Annotated in this window: 16 protein-coding genes and 1 pseudogene; 11 read left to right on the top strand and 6 right to left on the bottom strand. The window is 75.2% G+C overall.

Annotation, left to right across the window (positions count from 1 at the left end):
- Positions 1-61: 61 nt before the first annotated feature.
- The gene (locus ACZ7D7_RS30065; RefSeq protein WP_470828479.1) at positions 62-592 is read right to left on the bottom strand and encodes a gamma carbonic anhydrase family protein; all 531 of its coding nucleotides are present in this window, start codon (positions 590-592) and stop codon (positions 62-64) included.
- A 106-nt stretch (positions 593-698) separates the two neighbouring features.
- Between ACZ7D7_RS30065 and ACZ7D7_RS30060 the strand changes: the two genes are divergently transcribed.
- Both ACZ7D7_RS30060 and ACZ7D7_RS30055 read left to right on the top strand, forming a co-directional pair.
- On the top strand, positions 699-1,463 hold the full coding sequence (locus ACZ7D7_RS30060) for an acyltransferase (RefSeq protein ID WP_470828388.1): 765 nt from the start codon (positions 699-701) through the stop codon (positions 1,461-1,463).
- 81 nt (positions 1,464-1,544) lie between these two features.
- Complete coding sequence (locus ACZ7D7_RS30055; RefSeq protein WP_470828387.1) at positions 1,545-2,102, top strand: YbaK/EbsC family protein; 558 nt, start codon at positions 1,545-1,547, stop codon at positions 2,100-2,102.
- A gap of 5 nt (positions 2,103-2,107) precedes the next feature.
- Here the strand turns inward: ACZ7D7_RS30055 and ACZ7D7_RS30050 are convergent, their stop codons facing one another.
- Positions 2,108-3,208 (bottom strand): cation diffusion facilitator family transporter, encoded by a 1,101-nt coding sequence (locus ACZ7D7_RS30050; protein ID WP_470828386.1) that lies wholly within the window; start codon positions 3,206-3,208, stop codon positions 2,108-2,110.
- A gap of 61 nt (positions 3,209-3,269) precedes the next feature.
- Here ACZ7D7_RS30050 and ACZ7D7_RS30045 point away from each other — a divergent pair, with 61 nt between their 5' ends.
- On the top strand, positions 3,270-3,629 hold the full coding sequence (locus ACZ7D7_RS30045; protein ID WP_470828384.1) for an ArsR/SmtB family transcription factor: 360 nt from the start codon (positions 3,270-3,272) through the stop codon (positions 3,627-3,629).
- Between the two features lie 25 nt (positions 3,630-3,654).
- Here ACZ7D7_RS30045 and ACZ7D7_RS30040 read toward each other — a convergent pair whose 3' ends face one another.
- The gene (locus ACZ7D7_RS30040) at positions 3,655-4,062 is read right to left on the bottom strand and encodes a CoA-binding protein (RefSeq protein WP_470828382.1); all 408 of its coding nucleotides are present in this window, start codon (positions 4,060-4,062) and stop codon (positions 3,655-3,657) included.
- A 207-nt stretch (positions 4,063-4,269) separates the two neighbouring features.
- On the opposite strand from ACZ7D7_RS30040, the pseudogene ACZ7D7_RS30035 reads away from it, so the two are divergent.
- The 5 genes and pseudogenes from ACZ7D7_RS30035 to ACZ7D7_RS30015 all read left to right on the top strand — a co-directional run.
- Positions 4,270-4,599, top strand: a pseudogene (locus ACZ7D7_RS30035) (hypothetical protein); the annotation flags it as partial.
- Between the two features lie 665 nt (positions 4,600-5,264).
- A complete protein-coding gene (locus ACZ7D7_RS30030; protein WP_470828381.1) occupies positions 5,265-5,807 on the top strand; it encodes a SixA phosphatase family protein in 543 nt (180 codons plus the stop codon).
- Between the two features lie 41 nt (positions 5,808-5,848).
- On the top strand, positions 5,849-6,475 hold the full coding sequence (locus tag ACZ7D7_RS30025; RefSeq protein WP_470828380.1) for a YigZ family protein: 627 nt from the start codon (positions 5,849-5,851) through the stop codon (positions 6,473-6,475).
- 105 nt (positions 6,476-6,580) lie between these two features.
- Complete coding sequence (locus ACZ7D7_RS30020) at positions 6,581-7,744, top strand: exonuclease SbcCD subunit D (protein WP_470828379.1); 1,164 nt, start codon at positions 6,581-6,583, stop codon at positions 7,742-7,744.
- A complete protein-coding gene (locus ACZ7D7_RS30015) occupies positions 7,741-10,737 on the top strand; it encodes an AAA family ATPase (RefSeq protein WP_470828378.1) in 2,997 nt (998 codons plus the stop codon). Before ACZ7D7_RS30020 ends, ACZ7D7_RS30015 begins: the two co-directional genes overlap by 4 nt.
- 18 nt (positions 10,738-10,755) lie before the next feature.
- On the opposite strand, the gene ACZ7D7_RS30010 is transcribed toward ACZ7D7_RS30015, so the two are convergent.
- Positions 10,756-11,202: an Lrp/AsnC family transcriptional regulator gene (locus ACZ7D7_RS30010; protein ID WP_470828377.1), complete on the bottom strand. Its 447-nt coding sequence runs from the start codon at positions 11,200-11,202 to the stop codon at positions 10,756-10,758.
- 133 nt (positions 11,203-11,335) lie between these two features.
- On the opposite strand from ACZ7D7_RS30010, the gene ACZ7D7_RS30005 reads away from it, so the two are divergent.
- Complete coding sequence (locus ACZ7D7_RS30005) at positions 11,336-11,836, top strand: rhodanese-like domain-containing protein (RefSeq protein ID WP_470828375.1); 501 nt, start codon at positions 11,336-11,338, stop codon at positions 11,834-11,836.
- A 51-nt stretch (positions 11,837-11,887) separates the two neighbouring features.
- Positions 11,888-12,397, top strand: a complete 510-nt coding sequence (locus ACZ7D7_RS30000; RefSeq protein ID WP_470828374.1) for an Imm21 family immunity protein — start codon at positions 11,888-11,890, stop codon at positions 12,395-12,397.
- Positions 12,398-12,584: 187 nt separating this feature from the next.
- On the opposite strand, the gene ACZ7D7_RS29995 is transcribed toward ACZ7D7_RS30000, so the two are convergent.
- Together ACZ7D7_RS29995 and ACZ7D7_RS29990 are read right to left on the bottom strand one after the other, a co-directional pair.
- A complete protein-coding gene (locus ACZ7D7_RS29995; protein WP_470828373.1) occupies positions 12,585-14,273 on the bottom strand; it encodes a DUF885 domain-containing protein in 1,689 nt (562 codons plus the stop codon).
- Positions 14,274-14,305: 32 nt separating this feature from the next.
- Positions 14,306-14,797 (bottom strand): Lrp/AsnC family transcriptional regulator, encoded by a 492-nt coding sequence (locus ACZ7D7_RS29990; RefSeq protein ID WP_470828371.1) that lies wholly within the window; start codon positions 14,795-14,797, stop codon positions 14,306-14,308.
- Positions 14,798-14,857: 60 nt separating this feature from the next.
- On the opposite strand from ACZ7D7_RS29990, the gene ACZ7D7_RS29985 reads away from it, so the two are divergent.
- Entirely contained in the window at positions 14,858-16,033 is a 1,176-nt protein-coding gene (locus tag ACZ7D7_RS29985; RefSeq protein WP_470828370.1) for a trans-sulfuration enzyme family protein, read from the top strand.
- Positions 16,034-16,222: the final 189 nt, after the last annotated feature.

Here is a 16,222-nt window from a genome sequence, read left to right as displayed (position 1 = left end):
GTGCCGGGCGCGGGCCGGACGTGTGCCCCGGCGGCGGCACACGTCCGTGCCGACGCGACGCTCAGTCCTCGTACGCCCCCCGGTGCTCCGTGGCGAGCGCCGCGTACATCGTGCCGTTGAGCGTGAGGCCCTCCCGCTCCTCCTGGGACAGCTCCCGCCTGACCTTGGCCGGTACGCCCGCCACCAGGACCCCCGGCGGGATCCGCATCCCCTGCGGCACCAGCGCCTGCGCCGCGACCAGCGTCCCCGCCCCGATCACCGCGCCGTTGAGCACTGTCGCGCCCATGCCGATCAGGCAGTCGTCCTCCACGGTCGCCCCGTGCACCACCGCGTTGTGACCGATGGAGACGCGCTCGCCCACCGTGACCGGGAAACCGGGGTCGGCGTGCAGCGTGCAGTTGTCCTGGACGTTGCTGTTCGCGCCGACGGTGATCCGCTCGACGTCGCCGCGCAGCACCGCCCCGTACCAGACACTCGCACCGGCGTGCAGCGTCACGTCCCCGATCACCGAGGCCGTCGGTGCCACGAACGCCTCCGGATCCACCTTCGGGTCCTTGCCGCCGATGCCCCGGATCAGTGCCTTGTGCGTCATCATCGCCTCCCGCTCTCCTGTTCACCGGCACCGTACGCCACCGGTTGGGGTGAAGATCACAGGCCTCCGGAGCCCGGCGGGGCGGGCCGCTGAGTACCGTGAGCGGGTGCCCAAGAGCAAGAACACGTTCTCGTCATGGCGGCGCCGCCTCGGGCAGCGCGCCGTCCACGCGGCCTGGGCCTGGGCGCAGCGCACGGGCTCCGTGACCGCCGAGCACCCCGGTCGGCTGCGCTTCGGCGCCATGGGAACCGGTACCAGACTGGCGTTCCCGCTCGGCACCGTCTTCGGCGAGCCGTGGATCCATCTGGGCTCCCACTGCATCGTGGGGGAGCAGGTCACCCTCACCGCCGGTCTGATGCCCGACCTCGACCTCGGCCCCGAGCCCATCCTGCGGATCGGCGACGGCGTCGTCCTCGGCCGCGGCAGCCACGTCATCGCCGACACCACGGTCACCATCGGCAGCGACTGCTACTTCGGTCCGTACGTCTACGTCACGTCCACGAACCACTCCTACGACGATCCGCACCAGCCCATCGGCAGGCAGTGGCCGCGGATGGAGCCCGTCGAGATCGGCCCCGGCTGCTGGGTCGGCACCGGCGCGGTGATCCTGCCGGGCGCGCGCATCGGACGGAACGTCGTCGTCGCGGCCGGCGCCGTGGTGCGCGGCACGGTGCCCGACCACGCCGTGGTGGCCGGGGCCCCGGCCCGGGTCGTACGGCGCTGGACGGCCGCCGAGGGCTGGCAGCCGCCGCTGCGGACACCCGCGCCCGTGCCGATACCCGACGGGGTCACGCCGGACCAGCTGCTCGCGCTGTCCGAGCTGGACGAGGAGTCGGCGGCCAGGCTCGCCGAACTGGAGCCCGGGGCCTGAGAACCAGGGCCGGCCGCCCGCCCTCCCCCGGGCCGTTCGGCCGCTCGCCGGGGGCCCAAGGCGCGGCGGTAACCTGCGCTCATGCACGCACCGATCGGTCACTTCGACAACGCCCGGCCCGCCCCCGACTGCCTGGACGAGCTGACCCGCCCGGTCGCCGACGCCGTACGCCACTGGAGCGGCGGTGTCCCGGCCGACCGGATCGTCTACGTGGACACCGACCCGGAGTGGGCCGACACCGCCGTCTTCGTGGAGCACTACGGCCGGGACCTGCTGGAGCGGTCCGCGAACTGCGTCGTCGTCGCCGGCAAGCGCGCCGGTGAGACGACGCTCGCCGCGTGCGTCGTGCTGTCCGCCACGCGGGTCGACGTGAACGGCGCGGTGCGCCGCCAACTCGGCGTGCGCAAGGCCTCCTTCGCCGCCATGGACGTCGCCACCGGGGAGACCGGCATGGAGTACGGCGGCATCACCCCGCTCGGCCTGCCCGAGGGCTGGCCGGTGCTGGTCGACCCGGCCGTCGTCGACCTGCCGTACGTCCTCGTCGGCAGCGGACGCAGGCGCGGCAAGCTGCTGGTGCCGGGCAAGGCGTTCGCCGAACTGCCGGGCGCCGTCGTCCTGGAGGGGCTCGGCCTCGCCTGACCGCCCTACGCCGCCGCGTGGTGCGCCAGCGGCAGATGCGGGTCCGTCTCGCCCGGTACGGGCTCGGGGTCGGCGTGCACCAGGGCGGCCGTCAGGCGCGGGACCGCGTGCAGCAGGGCGTGTTCGGCGTCGACGGCGATGCGGTGCGCCTCCCGCACCGTCGCGTCCCCGCAGACCACGACCGCCACCTCCGCGCGCAGCCGGTGCCCGATCCAGCGCAGCCGCAGCTCGCCCACACCGCGCACCCCCGGGACCGCTTCGAGCGCCCGCTCCGCCCGGTCCACCAGCGCCGGGTCCACCGCGTCCATCACCCGGCGGAACACCTCGCGCGCCGCGTCCCGCAGCACCAGCAGGATCGCGGCCGTGATCGCCAACCCCACGACCGGATCGGCGAGTTGCAGCCCCAGCGCGGAACCGCCGGCGCCCAGCAGCACGGCCAGCGAGGTGAAGCCGTCGGTGCGGGCGTGCAGGCCGTCCGCGACCAGCGCGGCCGAGCCGATCGCGCGCCCGACCCGGATCCGGTACCGGGCCACCCACTCGTTGCCCGCGAAACCGACGAGCGCCGCCACGGCCACCGCCGGTACGTGCTCGACCGGACGCGGGTCCAGCAGCCGGTCCACGGCCGTCCACCCCGCGAAGGCCGCCGACGCCGCGATCGTCAGCACGATCGCGATGCCCGCCAGGTCCTCGGCCCGCCCGTAGCCGTACGTGAACCGCCTCGTCGCCGCGCGCCGGCCCAGCAGGAAGGCGATGGCGAGCGGTACGGCCGTCAGCGCGTCCGCCGCGTTGTGCACCGTGTCGCCGAGCAGCGCCACCGAACCGGAGACGGCCACCACCGCCGCCTGCGCGAGCGCGGTGACGCCGAGCACCGCGAGCGACACCCACAGGGCACGCATGCCGCGGGCCGAGGACTCCAGGGCGGAGTCCAGCTTGTCGGCGGTCTCGTGGGAGTGCGGTGTGAGGAGGTGCGTCAGGCGGTGCGTCAGGCGGTGCGGACGCGGGCGCCGGCTCTTGGGGGAGTGCTGGTGCGGGTGGTCGTGCGCGTCGCTGTCGCGGTGCGGGTGGTCGTGTCCGGGGCCGTGCTCTCGGTGGCGGCGGTCGCTCACGGGGCTCCCCTTCCGGTGCGCGGAGGTGGACGCGGGCCGTCCACGACGCCATTATGTGCGTATGAGCGCACGCATGCACCTGTCACCTGCGCACGATGCGCACCCGCGCAGCCCCGGCGAGGAGCAGTTCGCCCTCGCCGCCGAGCTGCTCGCCCTGCTCGGTGACCGCACCCGCCTCACGCTGCTGCACGCGCTGACCGGGGGAGAGGCCGACGTCACGTCGCTCACCGAGGTGTGCGGCGCCGCACGCCCGGCCGTCAGCCAGCATCTGGCGCGGCTGCGGCTCGCGGGACTGGTGACCACACGCAAGGAGGGGCGGCGCGTCGTCTACGCGCTGCGGGACGGCCATCTGCGCCGACTGGTCGACGAGGCGCTGAACGTGGCGGACCACCGGCTCAGCGACCGTCCACCGCACGACTGACGGCGGTGGCCCGGACGCGGGGCGCTCAGCCCAGGCGGGGTATCTCGATCGCCGGGCAGCGGTCCATCACCATCTCCACATCGGCCTCGCGGGTCCGGGCGTACGCCGCCTCGTCGATCACGCCGAGCTGGAACCAGACCGCCTTCGCGCCTTTGGCGACCGCCTCGTCGGCGACCTGGCCCGCCAGGTCGCTGTTCACGAACACGTCGACCACGTCCACGTCGAAGGGGATGTCCGCCAGGGAGGCGTACCCCCGCTCGCCGTGCACCGCCTCCGCCTTCGGGTGGACCGGCACGACCCGCTTGCCGAACCGCCGCAGTACCTCGGCGATGCGGTACGCGGTGCGGGAGCGGTTGTTCGACAGGCCCACCACGGCCCAGGTGTCGCCGAGGTCGGTGAGGATCCTGCGGACCGTTGCGTCGTCGCCGTACACCGTCGGCCTCCCGGGCTGAGCTGCGCTGTCGCTGTCGTCCGGCACAACGGACCGCGCTCCCCGAAGATTCCCGGCCGCCGCCGGGCACCGGCCGGCCGCCGCCGGGCCCCGGCTGGTCACCTTCGGCCCCGGCCCCGACCGGCCGGGGCTTTCGGTAATCCGTGCGCCCGGACTGCGTTCCGGCGTCCGGGCGCCTACGCTCGCCTCGTGTTGCGCATCACCGACGCCCGTAGCGGCGAGCTCGTCGACGCCGCCCGGCCCCGCCGCGGCCTGACCCGGGTGGAGGCACACACCACCGGGTTCGACATCACGAACCTGCGTGTGCTGCTCGTCGCGGACACCTTGGTCCGCGCCCTGGAACTGGGCGGCACACCCGTGTGGGCGCTGCTGACCGGCGAACGGGAGCGCGCCGAGCTGCGGGCCGGGGCCGCCGCCCTCGGCATCCGGCCCTTCGAGGAGGGCCCGGACGCCGCGTCCGGACTCGGCGAGGCCCGCGTCCTCCACGTCGCCGCGGACGACGGCCGGGCGGCCGACGGCCCGGCCCGGGGTCCCGCCGACGGCCGGGCGTCTGGCGGTGCTGCTGGGGGTTCCGGTGGCGGCCAGGTGCCCGACGGTCCTGCTGGGGGTTCCGTCGGCGGCCGGGCGGCCGACGGTCCTGCTCGGGGTTCCGTCGGCGGCCGGGCGGCCGACGGTCCTGCTCGGGGTTCCGTCGGCGGCCGGGCGGCCGACGGTCCTGCTCGGGGTCCCGTCGGCGGTCAGGCGGCCGACGGCAGCGCCCAGGTCCCCGCCGCCCACGCCTCGCCCGGCGGCATTCGCGTCGCCGTCGGTCCGGTCGAGCAGGTGGCGCCCGAGGCGGCGCAGGAGCCCGATCCCGCGGCCCTGCGGCTGGCACTGCTCTCCCACCCCAGAAGCGCGCCCTGCCGGCTCGACCCGGACGCCCTGCACGCCGCCCACGACACCCTCGTCCGCTGGCGCCGCGCCGTCGCCGACTGGGCGCGGCTGCCCTCGCGGCCCGTCCCCGACGAGGTACGCGCACGCGTGCGGGCCGCCTGGGAGAACGACCTGGACGTGCCCGGCGTGCTGCGCGTCCTGCGGGACGTCGAGCGCGACCCGGAGCTGCCGGACGGCGCCCGGTTCGAGACGTACGCGCACGCCGACCGCATCCTCGGCATCGACCTCGCCGTCGACATCGGCGGACCGGCGTGATCGCGCGCTCCGAAGCGGGCCCGCTGCGCCGCCTCGTCGTCCTGCGGCACGCCAAGTCCGCCCGGCCCGAGGGCACCCCCGACCACGAACGCCCGCTCGCCCCGCGCGGCCGCCGCGACGCCCCCGCCGCCGGACACGCCCTCGCCGAGGCCGACCTGCTGCCGGACCTCGCCCTGTGCTCCACCGCCGTCCGCGCCCGCCAGACCTGGGACCTGGCCGCCGCCCAGTGGGGCACGCCGCCGCCCGTGCGCCACGACCCCCGGCTGTACGCCGCCGACGCCGGCGAACTGCTCGCCGTGGTGCGGGAAGCGCCCGCCGGGATCGCGACCCTGCTCCTCGTCGGACACAACCCGGGCCTGGAGGACCTCGTCCTCGGCCTCGCCGGCGACGGGCTCGGCGACACCCTGGATCAGGTCCGTACGAAGTTCCCCACCTCCGCCCTCGCCGTCCTCGCCTGGCACGGCACCGACTGGCGGACCCTCGCCCCCGGCACCGCCCTGCTGACCTCGGTGACCGTCCCGCGCGGCAGGAAGAAGTAGCCGGTCCGCCACCCGGCACGGCCTGCGCATAGGCTGACCGGATGCAGGACGAGTACCGCACAGTGGCCCACGCGGGCGTGCACGAGACCGAGGTCAACCGCTCCCGCTTCCTGTGCGCCCTCGCCCCGGCCGCCACCGAACAGCAGGCGCAGGAATTCATCGCCGCCGTGCGCAAGGAGCACGCCGACGCCAACCACAACTGCTGGGCGTACGTCGTCGGCGCCGACGCCGGGGTCCAGAAGGCGAGCGACGACGGCGAACCGGGCGGCACCGCCGGTGTCCCGATGCTCCAGATGCTGCTGCGCCGCGACATGCGGTACGTCGTCGCCGTCGTCACCCGCTACTTCGGCGGCGTCAAGCTCGGCGCGGGCGGACTGATCCGGGCCTACGGCGGCGCGGTCGGCGAGGCCCTCGACACGCTCGGCACCATCACCCGACGCCGCTTCCGGCTCGCCACCGTCACGGTCGACCACCAGCGCGCCGGCAAGCTGGAGAACGAGCTGCGCTCCACCGGCCGCGAGGTCCGCGACGTGCGCTACGGCGAGGCCGTCACGATCGAGATCGGACTGCCCGACGCGGACGTCACCGCCTTCGAGACCTGGCTCGCCGACGCGACCGCGGGCACGGCCCGGTTCGAACTCGGCGGAGAGGCGTACGGGGACGCCTGACGGAACGGACAAAGCTCGCCGATCGCCGTGCCGGCGGGCCGTCATGACGGGGCGATACGGGAGTAACCACCCGGCTGTCGGACCCGGCCGTTAGTCTCGGGGATCATGCGACTGCTGCACACTTCCGACTGGCACCTCGGCCGGGCGTTCCACCGGGTGAACATGCTCGGGGCCCAGGCCGAGTTCATCGGGCACCTCGTCACCACCGCGCGGGAGCGCGAGGCCGACGTGGTGGTCGTGTCGGGGGACGTGTACGACCGCGCGGTGCCGCCGCTCGCCGCCGTCGAGCTGTTCGACGACGCGCTGCACCGCCTCGCCGCCCTCGGCGTGCCCACGGTGATGATCTCCGGGAACCACGACTCGGCCCGGCGGCTCGGCGTCGGCGCCGGACTCATCGACCGCGCCGGCATCCACCTGCGGACCGAACCGGCGGCGTGCGGCACCCCCGTCGTGCTGTCCGACGCGCACGGCGACGTCGCCTTCTACGGCCTGCCCTACCTCGAACCCGCCCTGGTGAAGGACGAGTTCGGCGTCGACAAGGCGGGCCACGAGGCCGTCCTCGTCGCCGCCATGGACCGCGTCCGCGCCGACCTCGCCGCCCGCCCGCCCGGCACCCGCTCCGTGGTGCTCGCCCACGCCTTCGTCACCGGAGGCCGCGGCAGCGACAGCGAACGGGACATCACCGTCGGCGGCGTCGCCGCCGTGCCCGCGGGCGTCTTCGACGGCGTCGACTACGTGGCGCTCGGCCACCTGCACGGCTGCCAGACCATCACCGACCGCGTCCGCTACTCCGGCTCCCCGCTGCCGTACTCCTTCTCCGAGGCCGACCACCGCAAGAGCATGTGGCTCGTCGACCTGGCCGCCGACGGAGCCGTCACCGCCGAGCGCGTCGACTGCCCCGTGCCCCGCCCGCTGGCCCGCATCCGCGGCACCCTGGAAGACCTCCTCGCCGACCCGGCGCTCGCCCGGCACGAGGACGCGTGGGTCGAGGCCACCCTCACCGACGCGGTCCGCCCCGCCGACCCCATGGCCCGGCTCACCGAGCGCTTCCCGCACACGCTCAGCCTCGCCTTCGACCCCGAACGCCGGCCCGACGACCCCGACGTGACCTACGCCCGCCGCCTCGCGGGCCGCGACGACCAGGAGATCGCGGAGGACTTCGTCGCCCACGTCCGCGGCGCCGGCCCCGACGAGCACGAGCGCGCGGTGCTGCGCGACGCGCTCGACGCCGCCCGCGCCGACGACGCGGTACGGGAGGTGGCGCGGTGAGACTCCACCGGCTGGACATCACCGCCTTCGGTCCCTTCGGCGGCACGCAGACCGTCGACTTCGACGCCCTGTCCGCGGCCGGCCTCTTCCTGCTGCACGGCCCGACCGGCGCGGGCAAGACCTCCGTCCTCGACGCCGTCTGCTACGCCCTCTACGGCTCGGTGCCCGGCGCCCGCCAGAGCGGCGGACAGGGACTGAACCTCCGCAGCGACCACGCCGCGCCCGCCACCCGCACCGAGGTCGCCCTCGAACTCACCGTCGCCGGACGCCGGTTGGAGATCACCCGGCAGCCGCCCTGGCAGCGCCCCAAGAAACGCGGCTCGGGCACCACCCTCGACAAGGCCCAGACCTGGCTGCGCGAGTACGACGCCCCGGCCGGGACCTGGAAGGACCTCAGCCGCTCCCACCAGGAGATCGGCGAGGAGATCACCCAGCTGCTCGGCATGAGCCGCGAGCAGTTCTGCCAGGTCGTGCTGCTGCCCCAGGGCGACTTCGCGCGGTTCCTGCGCGCCGACGCCGAGGCCCGCGGCAAACTCCTCGGCCGCCTCTTCGACACCCGCCGGTTCGCCGAGGTGGAAAAACGCCTCGCCGAACGCCGCCGCGCCACCGAGGCCCGGGTCCGCGACGGCGACGCCGACCTGCTCGCCGACGCGCACCGCATGCAGCAGGCCGCCGGCGACGCCATGGAACTGCCGGACCTGACCCCCGGCGACCCCGGCCTCGCCGACGCCGTGCTGAGCGCCGCCGCCGTCGCCCGCAGCACCGCCCGCGAACAGCTCGCCGTCGCGCACAGCCGCCTCACCGCCGCCGAGACCGCCCGCGCCGCGACCGCCCGCGCCCTGGACGACGTACGCGAACTGGCCCGGCTGCAACGGCGGTTCGACGAGGCGCGGGCACGCGCCCGGCGGCTGGAGGAGCGCGCCGACGCCCACCGGCGGACGCAGCAGCGCATGGAGCGGGGCCGCAAGGCCGAGGCGGTGGCGCCCGCACTCGACCTGCGGGAGGGGGCCGAGGCCGCGCACCGGCGCGCCACCGCCGAGGAGACACACGCGCGTGCCCTGCTGCCGGACCACCTCGCCGACGCGGGCGCGGCCGGGCTGGCCGCCGCCGCGCGCCGGGCCGCCGAGGAACTGGGCGGCCTGGAGTCGGCACGCCGCGCCGAGCAGCGCCTCGCCCGGCTCGTCGCGGAACGCGCCGACCTGGACCGGCAGGAACGTGCCGACGAGGACGTCCGGCAGGACGCGGAGTCCTGGCTCGCCGGCTGGGAAGCGCTGCGCACCGACCTCCGAACCCGGATCGAGGCCGCCCAGGAAGCCGCGACCCGCGCCGAACAGCTCGCCGTCCAGCGCGATCCCGCCCGGCGGCGCCTGGCCGCGGCCCGGCAGCGCGACCGGCTCGCCCAGGACACCGACGCCGCCCAGCGGCAGGCCCTCGCCTCGGCCGAACGGGCCGTGGAGGCCCGCGCGCACTGGCTCGACCTCAAGGAACAGCGGCTCACCGGCATCGCCGCCGAACTCGCCGCCCACCTCACCGACGGCGAACCCTGCGCCGTCTGCGGAGCGACCGAACACCCCGCCCCCGCCCGCAAGGTCGCGGGCCACGTCGACCGGGACGCCGAGGAACGCGCCCTCGCCGCCCACCAACGCGCCGACGAGCGCCGCGCCGAGGACGAGCGGAGCCTCAACGACCTGCGGCAGGCGCTGGCCGCCGCCACCGCCGAGGCCGGTGACGCCCCGACCACGCGGCTCGCCGCCGAGGCCGAACAGCTCGAACGGGAGTACGCGCAAGCCCGCGAGGCCGCGTCCGGTCTGCACGCCGCGCAGGAGGAGCTGCGCCGCGCCGAACTGGAGCGGGAGCGACGCGTCGCCGTCCAGCAGGAAGCGGCCGTCCGCGCCGCCTCCCGGGTCGGCCACCGCGAGCGACTCGACCGCGAAAAGGCGGGCCTGGAAGAGGAGTTGGCGCGGGCACGTGGCTCCCTGGACAGCGTCGCCGCGCGCGCCGCGCAACTGGAGCGGCAGGTCGCCCTGCTCACCGACGCCGCCGACCGCGCCCGCGTCGCCGAGGACACCGCCCAGCGGCTCAAGGAGGCCGACTCCCGGCTCGCGGACGCCGCGTTCCGCGCCGGCTTCGACACCCCGGAGGCCGCCGCGCAGGCCCTTCTCGACGACGCCGCCCACCGCGAACTCCAGCACCGGCTCGACGCCTGGTACGCGGAGGAGGCCGCCGTACGCGCCGTCCTCGCCGAGGCCGACACCGCGGCCGCCGCCCAGGCTCCGCCCGCCGACGTCACCGCCGCCGAACAGGCCCTCGCCGAAGCCGACCGGCACCTGCGCGACGCGGTCTCCGCACGGGACGCCGCGGACCGCCGCTGCGCCGAGCTCGACCGGCTCTCGGCCCGCGCCGCGGCAGCCGTACGGCGCCTCGGGCCGCTGCGCGAGGAGCACGAGCGCATCGCCCGGATGGCCGGCCTGGCCGCCGGCACCTCCGCGGACAACGAGCGGAAGATGCGCCTGGAGTCCTACGTGCTCGCGGCCCGGCTGGAGCAGGTCGCCGCCGCGGCGACCGCGCGCCTGCAGCGCATGTCGTCCGGCCGCTACACCCTCGTCCACTCCGACGACCGCGCCGGCCGCGCCCGCAGCGGGCTCGGGCTGCACGTCGTCGACGCCTGGACGGGCCGTGAACGGGACACCTCGACCCTGTCGGGCGGCGAGACGTTCTTCGCGTCCCTCGCGCTCGCGCTCGGCCTCGCGGACGTCGTCACCGACGAGGCGGGCGGGGTGCGCCTGGACACCCTCTTCATCGACGAGGGCTTCGGCAGCCTCGACGACCAGACCCTCGACGAGGTCCTCGACGTCCTCGACTCCCTGCGCGAGCGGGACCGCAGCGTCGGCATCGTCAGCCACGTCGCCGACCTGCGGCGCCGCATCCACGCACAGCTGGAGGTCGTGAAGGGCCGCTCGGGCTCGGTGCTGCGGCAGCGCGGCGTGCGCTGACCCGAGCGGGCCCGTGGCTCAGCGGCCCAGCGGACGCCGGGGGAGCGGAGAGGAGTACACGATGCTCGTGGTCACCGAGCCGAGTGCGCCGATACGGCCCGCGACCTCCTCCAGGTGCCGCATCGAGCGGGCGGCGACCTTGATGACGAAGCAGTCGTCGCCGGTGACGTGGTGCGCCTCCAGGATCTCCGGCGTCGCCGCCACCAGGTCGTGGAACGGCTTGTAGTTGCCGGTCGGATAGCGCAGCCGGACGAACGCCAGGATCGGCAGCCCCAGCCGGTCGGGGTCGACCACGGCCGCGTACCCCTGGATGACCCCCGCCTCCTCCATGCGGCGCACCCGCTCGGTGACCGCGCTCGCGGACATCGAGACGGCACGGGCGAGCTCGGCGAAACTGGCCCGGCCCTCCCGCTGGAGGACGTCGAGGATGCGCCAGTCCGTGGCGTCCGGGGAATACGTGGTCATCACCGAGGGATAGCAGGGAAATCCACGGCGCCGCAAGGGATGCGCCGGGGATCGTCCCTTCTGGGCGGCGGTGCGCGGCCGTAGATTTCGAGTCGCCGGAATCCGCTCGGACCGCTCCAGGAAAGGCCCCGCCATGAGCTCCGCCACGACTGCCACCACCGTCGTCCCGACCGTCGCCAACCCCGTCCTGCGGGTCCCGCCCGCGGCGCCCGCCGAGGCCGCCGCCCACTTCCGCGCGAGCCTCGCCCTCCACGCCGACGTGTCCGACGTCGCCGCGGCGCTCGCGGCGGGCGGCGACCCCGGGTTCGTCGTCGTGGACTCCCGCTCCGCCGAGTCCTGGGGCCAGGGGCACGTCCCCGGCGCCGTCCACCTGCCCACCGCACTCGTCGCCGAGCGGGCCGGACAACTCCTCGACAGGTCCGTGCCGGTCGTCACCTACTGCTGGGGCCCCGGCTGCAACGGCGCCACCCGCGCCGCGCTGGCCCTCGCCGAACTGGGCTACCAGGTCAAGGAGATGCTCGGCGGCTTCGAGTACTGGGTGCGCGAGGGCTTCGAGTTCGAGACCCGGCACGGCCGCGAACGCCGCGCCGCCGACCCGCTCACCGCCCCCGTCGGCGCCGACTGCGGTTGCTGACAAGGGAGTTGGGTGGCGCTCGGGGCTCGCGCGGGCATGTAGGTTTTGCGCATGGTGCGTTACGCGGAGCCGCGCGCGGTGAAATGGGTCGACTCGAACGGCGGGCCCCTCGTGGCGGTGCCCGAGACGGTGCTGCCGTTCTGGACGGGCGCCGACGGCGAGGAGACCGCCTCGGACTACGACCGGGCCTGCGAGGTCGTCGGCGGGACGGGCCTGCTCCCGGTCGGTGACTGCACGGCCCTGGTGCTCGGCGACGAACCCGCCCCGACCTCCTTCCTGCCCGACCACGGCGTCTTCGTCCGCGGGCCCGCCGACGGCTTCGGGGCCGGGCCGGCGGCGGCCGTGTCCGAGGCCCTGGACCTGGCGGAGTGGTCACCGGAGACGCGGTGGAAGGTGCCGGGCCCGGTCCGCCTGTTCGACGCGGCCCGCCCCGGCACCACCGACGCGGCCGACTGCCTGCACATCGCCCTCACCCCCGGCCGCTACGCCGTCCGCGCCGCCCGGGTGCAGTGGGAGAGCGGGGCGTGGCTGGGGCTCGTACACCTGCGGCTGCTCACCTGAGCCGGACGCCCCACGAGGCAGCGCGGGAGTGCTGCGAGGCCGTGTCCGGAGGACTGGACGAGGCGGAATGCCGCCGCTGAGCACGCGTGACGCGTGACGAGGGACGGCGTGCCCGAGACGCGGGGGCGCGTGCCCGTGACGCGGGGCGGACGGCCGGTGCCGGGAGCGGCCGGCCGCCCCGCCGTGCTCACAGGCGGGACAACTCGTCCACCAGGTCGTCCAGGCCCAGCGAACCCTGAGACAGGGCCGCCATGTGCCAGGCCTTCAGGTCGAAGGCGTCGCCGTGCCGCTTGCGGGCGTTCTCCCGGCCCAGCAGCCAGGCCCGCTCACCCAGCTTGTAGCCGATCGCCTGGCCGGGAATGGTCAGGTAGCGGGTCAGCTCGCTCTCCACGAAGTCCGCCGGACGGCTGCTGTGCGCGCCGAAGAACTCCTCGGCCAGCTCCGGCGTCCACCGCTCACCCGGGTGGAACGGCGAGTCCGCCGGGATCTCCAGCTCCAGGTGCATGCCGATGTCCACGACGACCCGCGCGGCCCGCATCATCTGCGCGTCCAGGTAGCCGAGCCGCTGTTCCGCGTCCGTGAGGAAGCCCAGCTCGTCCATCAGGCGCTCGGCGTACAGCGCCCAGCCCTCCGCGTTGGCGCTGACCATGCCGGCCGTGGCCTGGTAGCGGGACAGGTTCTTCGCGACGTACGTCCACTGCGCGAGCTGCAGGTGGTGGCCCGGCACGCCCTCGTGGTACCACGTCGACACCAGGTCGTAGACGGGGAAGCGGGTCGCGCCCATCGTCGGCAGCCAGGTGCGGCCCGGCCGGGAGAAGTCCTCCGACGGGTTCGTGTAGTACGGGGCGGCGGCGCTGCCGGGCGGCGCGATGCACGACTCCACCTTCCGTACCGGCTCGGCCAGTTCGAAGTGCGTGCCGTCGAGCTTCTCGATCGCCTCGTCCATCAGCCCCTGGAGCCAGGCGCGGACCTCGTCGACGCCCTCGATGTGCCGGCCGTGCTCGTCCAGGTGCGCCAGCGCCTCCCACGGCGTCGCCGCGCCCGGCAGGATCTTCTCGGCCTCCTGCTTCATCTCGCCGAGGATGCGATGGAACTCGGCCCAGCCGTAGGCGTACGCCTCGTCCAGGTCGAGGTCCGTGCCGTTGTAGTAGCGCGCCCAGCGGGCGTACCGCTCGCGGCCCACCGTGTTCGGCGCGCCCTGCACGGCCGGCGCGTACACGTCCCGCATCCAGTCCCGCAGCTCCACCACGGCCGCGGTCGCGCCCCGGGCCGCCTCGTCCAGCTCGGCGCGCAGCGTCTCGGGGCCGTCCGCGGCGAAGTCCTCGAACCAGCCCCGGCCCTCACCCGTGTCGGCCCACTCGGTGAGCTGGCCGATGAACGTGGCCGTGGGCCGCGGAGCCGCGTACAGCTTGCGTTCCAGACCGAGCGCGAGCGACTCGCGGTGGCCCTGGAGCGCGGCGGGCACCGCGCGCAGCCGCTCCGCGATCGCCGCCCAGTCCTCCTCGGTGTCGTTCGGTGTCACCGAGAACACCTCGCGCACCGAGTGCGCCACCGTGCCCAGGTTGCCGACCGCGCGCAGGCCCTCCTCGGCCTCGTGCACGGCGAGTTCGGCGGTCAGCCGCTCGCGCAGCAGCCGGGCGCACCGGCGCTCGATGTCGCTGTCCGCACCGGGCCGGCGCTCCGCCTCGTCGAGCCGCGCCAGCGTGGCCCGCGCAAGGTCCGCGACGGCCTCCTGACCGGCGGGCGACAGGTCGGGCAGCCTGCGCGAACTCTCCTTCACGCCGAGGTAGGTACCGGTGACCGGGTCGAGGGCGATGAGGTCGTCGACATAACGGTCGGCGACCTCGCGGGGCAGCGGGCTGTTGGTGTCAGGCATGCCGCCCATCCTCATACGGCCGGCGCCGCACGTCACTCGGTTTGAGCCGAGGGCGAAGGCGGCAGCAGCGGCCCGCACTCCCACTGCTGGAAGATCAGCCGCGTCTCCACCCGGGCCACCTCGCGGCGCGAGGTGAACTCGTCCAGAACGAGCCGCTGAAGATCGGCCATGTCGGCGACCGCGACATGGACGAGATAGTCGTCGGGGCCGGTCAGGTGGTACACGGTCCGCGACTCCGCGAGGGCTCGGATCCGGTCCACGAACGGGCCGACCAGCTCCCGCCGATGCGGTCTGACCTGCACCGACAGCAGCGCCTCCAGGCCGCGCCCGAGCTTGGCCGGGTCCAGCCGCAGCCGGTGGCCGAGGATCACCCCGGCCCGCCGCAGCCGCGCCACCCGGTCCAGGCAGGTCGACGGCGCGACACCGACCTGGGTGGCGAGATCGCGGTAGGTGGTCCGGGCGTCGTTCTGCAACAGCCGCAGCAGATGAAGATCGACCGGATCCAGTACGACAGATTCGGACATTGGCCGAACGTAGCACGGAGTCTCACCCCGGTGACCCGGCCGTCGTTCACTCTTCCGCTCATGGACACGCCCACCGCATCGAGAGCACTGGCCACCGAGGCCGTGCACGCCGGCCGCGACGATCTCGCCCGGCAGGGACTGCACGCCCCGCCGATCGACCTGTCCACCACCTACCCCTCGTACGACAGCCGTGGCGAGGCCGCCCGCATCGACGCGTTCGCCGAGAGCGGCGCCGACCCGGACGGCCCGCCCGTCTACGCGCGGCTCGGCAACCCGACCGTCGCCCGCTTCGAGACCGCCCTCGCCCGGCTGGAGGGCACCGAGGCGGCGGTCGCCTTCGCCAGCGGGATGGCCGCGCTCAGCGCCGTACTCCTCGTGCGGAGCGCGATGGGGCTGCGGCACGTCGTCGCCGTACGGCCCCTGTACGGGTGCAGCGACCACCTGCTGACCGCCGGGCTGCTCGGCTCCGAGGTCACCTGGACCGACCCCGCGGGCATCGGGGACGCGCTGCGCCCCGACACCGGTCTGGTGCTGGTCGAGTCGCCGGCCAACCCGACGCTCGCCGAGGTCGACCTGCGGGCCGTCGCCCACGCGTGCGGCTCCGTGCCGCTGCTCGTGGACAACACGTTCGCCACGCCCGTCCTCCAGCGGCCCGCCGAGCAGGGCGCGCGGCTGGTGCTGCACAGCGCCACCAAGTACCTCGGCGGCCACGGCGACGTGATGGCCGGCGTGGTCGCCTGCGACGAGGAGTTCGCCGGGCGGCTGCGGCAGGTCCGGTTCGCGACCGGCGGCGTGCTGCACCCGCTGGCCGGCTACCTGCTGCTGCGCGGTCTGTCGACGCTGCCGGTCCGGGTGCGGGCCGCGTCCGCCAACGCCGCCGAACTCGCCGGGCGGCTCGCCGCCGACCCGCGCGTGGCCCGCGTGCACTATCCGCGGATCGGCGGCGCGATGGTCTCCTTCGAGGTGCACGGCGACCCGCACGAGGTCATCGCGGGCGTCCGGCTGATCACGCCGGCCGTCAGCCTGGGCAGCGTCGACACGCTGATCCAGCACCCGGCGTCCATCAGCCACCGCATCGTGGACGCCGACGACCGCCGCGGCGCCGGGGTCAGCGACCGGCTGCTGCGGATGTCGGTGGGCCTGGAGGACGTCGACGACCTGTGGGCCGACCTCGACGGGGCGCTGGGCGAGCCGGCCGGCCCGACGACGCTGCACGCGGCGCTGGCCAACGACTGAGCCGACGGAGCCGGGGGACGGGGCGGGGCGCCGGGACAGGCGCGCCGCCCCGAACGGGTGAGCGGCCCGACGGGAATCCCGCCGGGCCGCTCGATTCTCACGCCGTACGGCGGTTCGGCCGCGTCCCGTGCCGTGCGGCGGTGCAGTCGTGTCCTTCGCCGTGCGGCGGTTCAGTAGCGTCCCTCGCCC

This window comes from Streptomyces sp. NPDC037054, from assembly GCF_055606745.1.
Note: the sequence above shows the minus strand (reverse complement) of the source record. Positions and strands in the feature narration are given on the sequence as shown.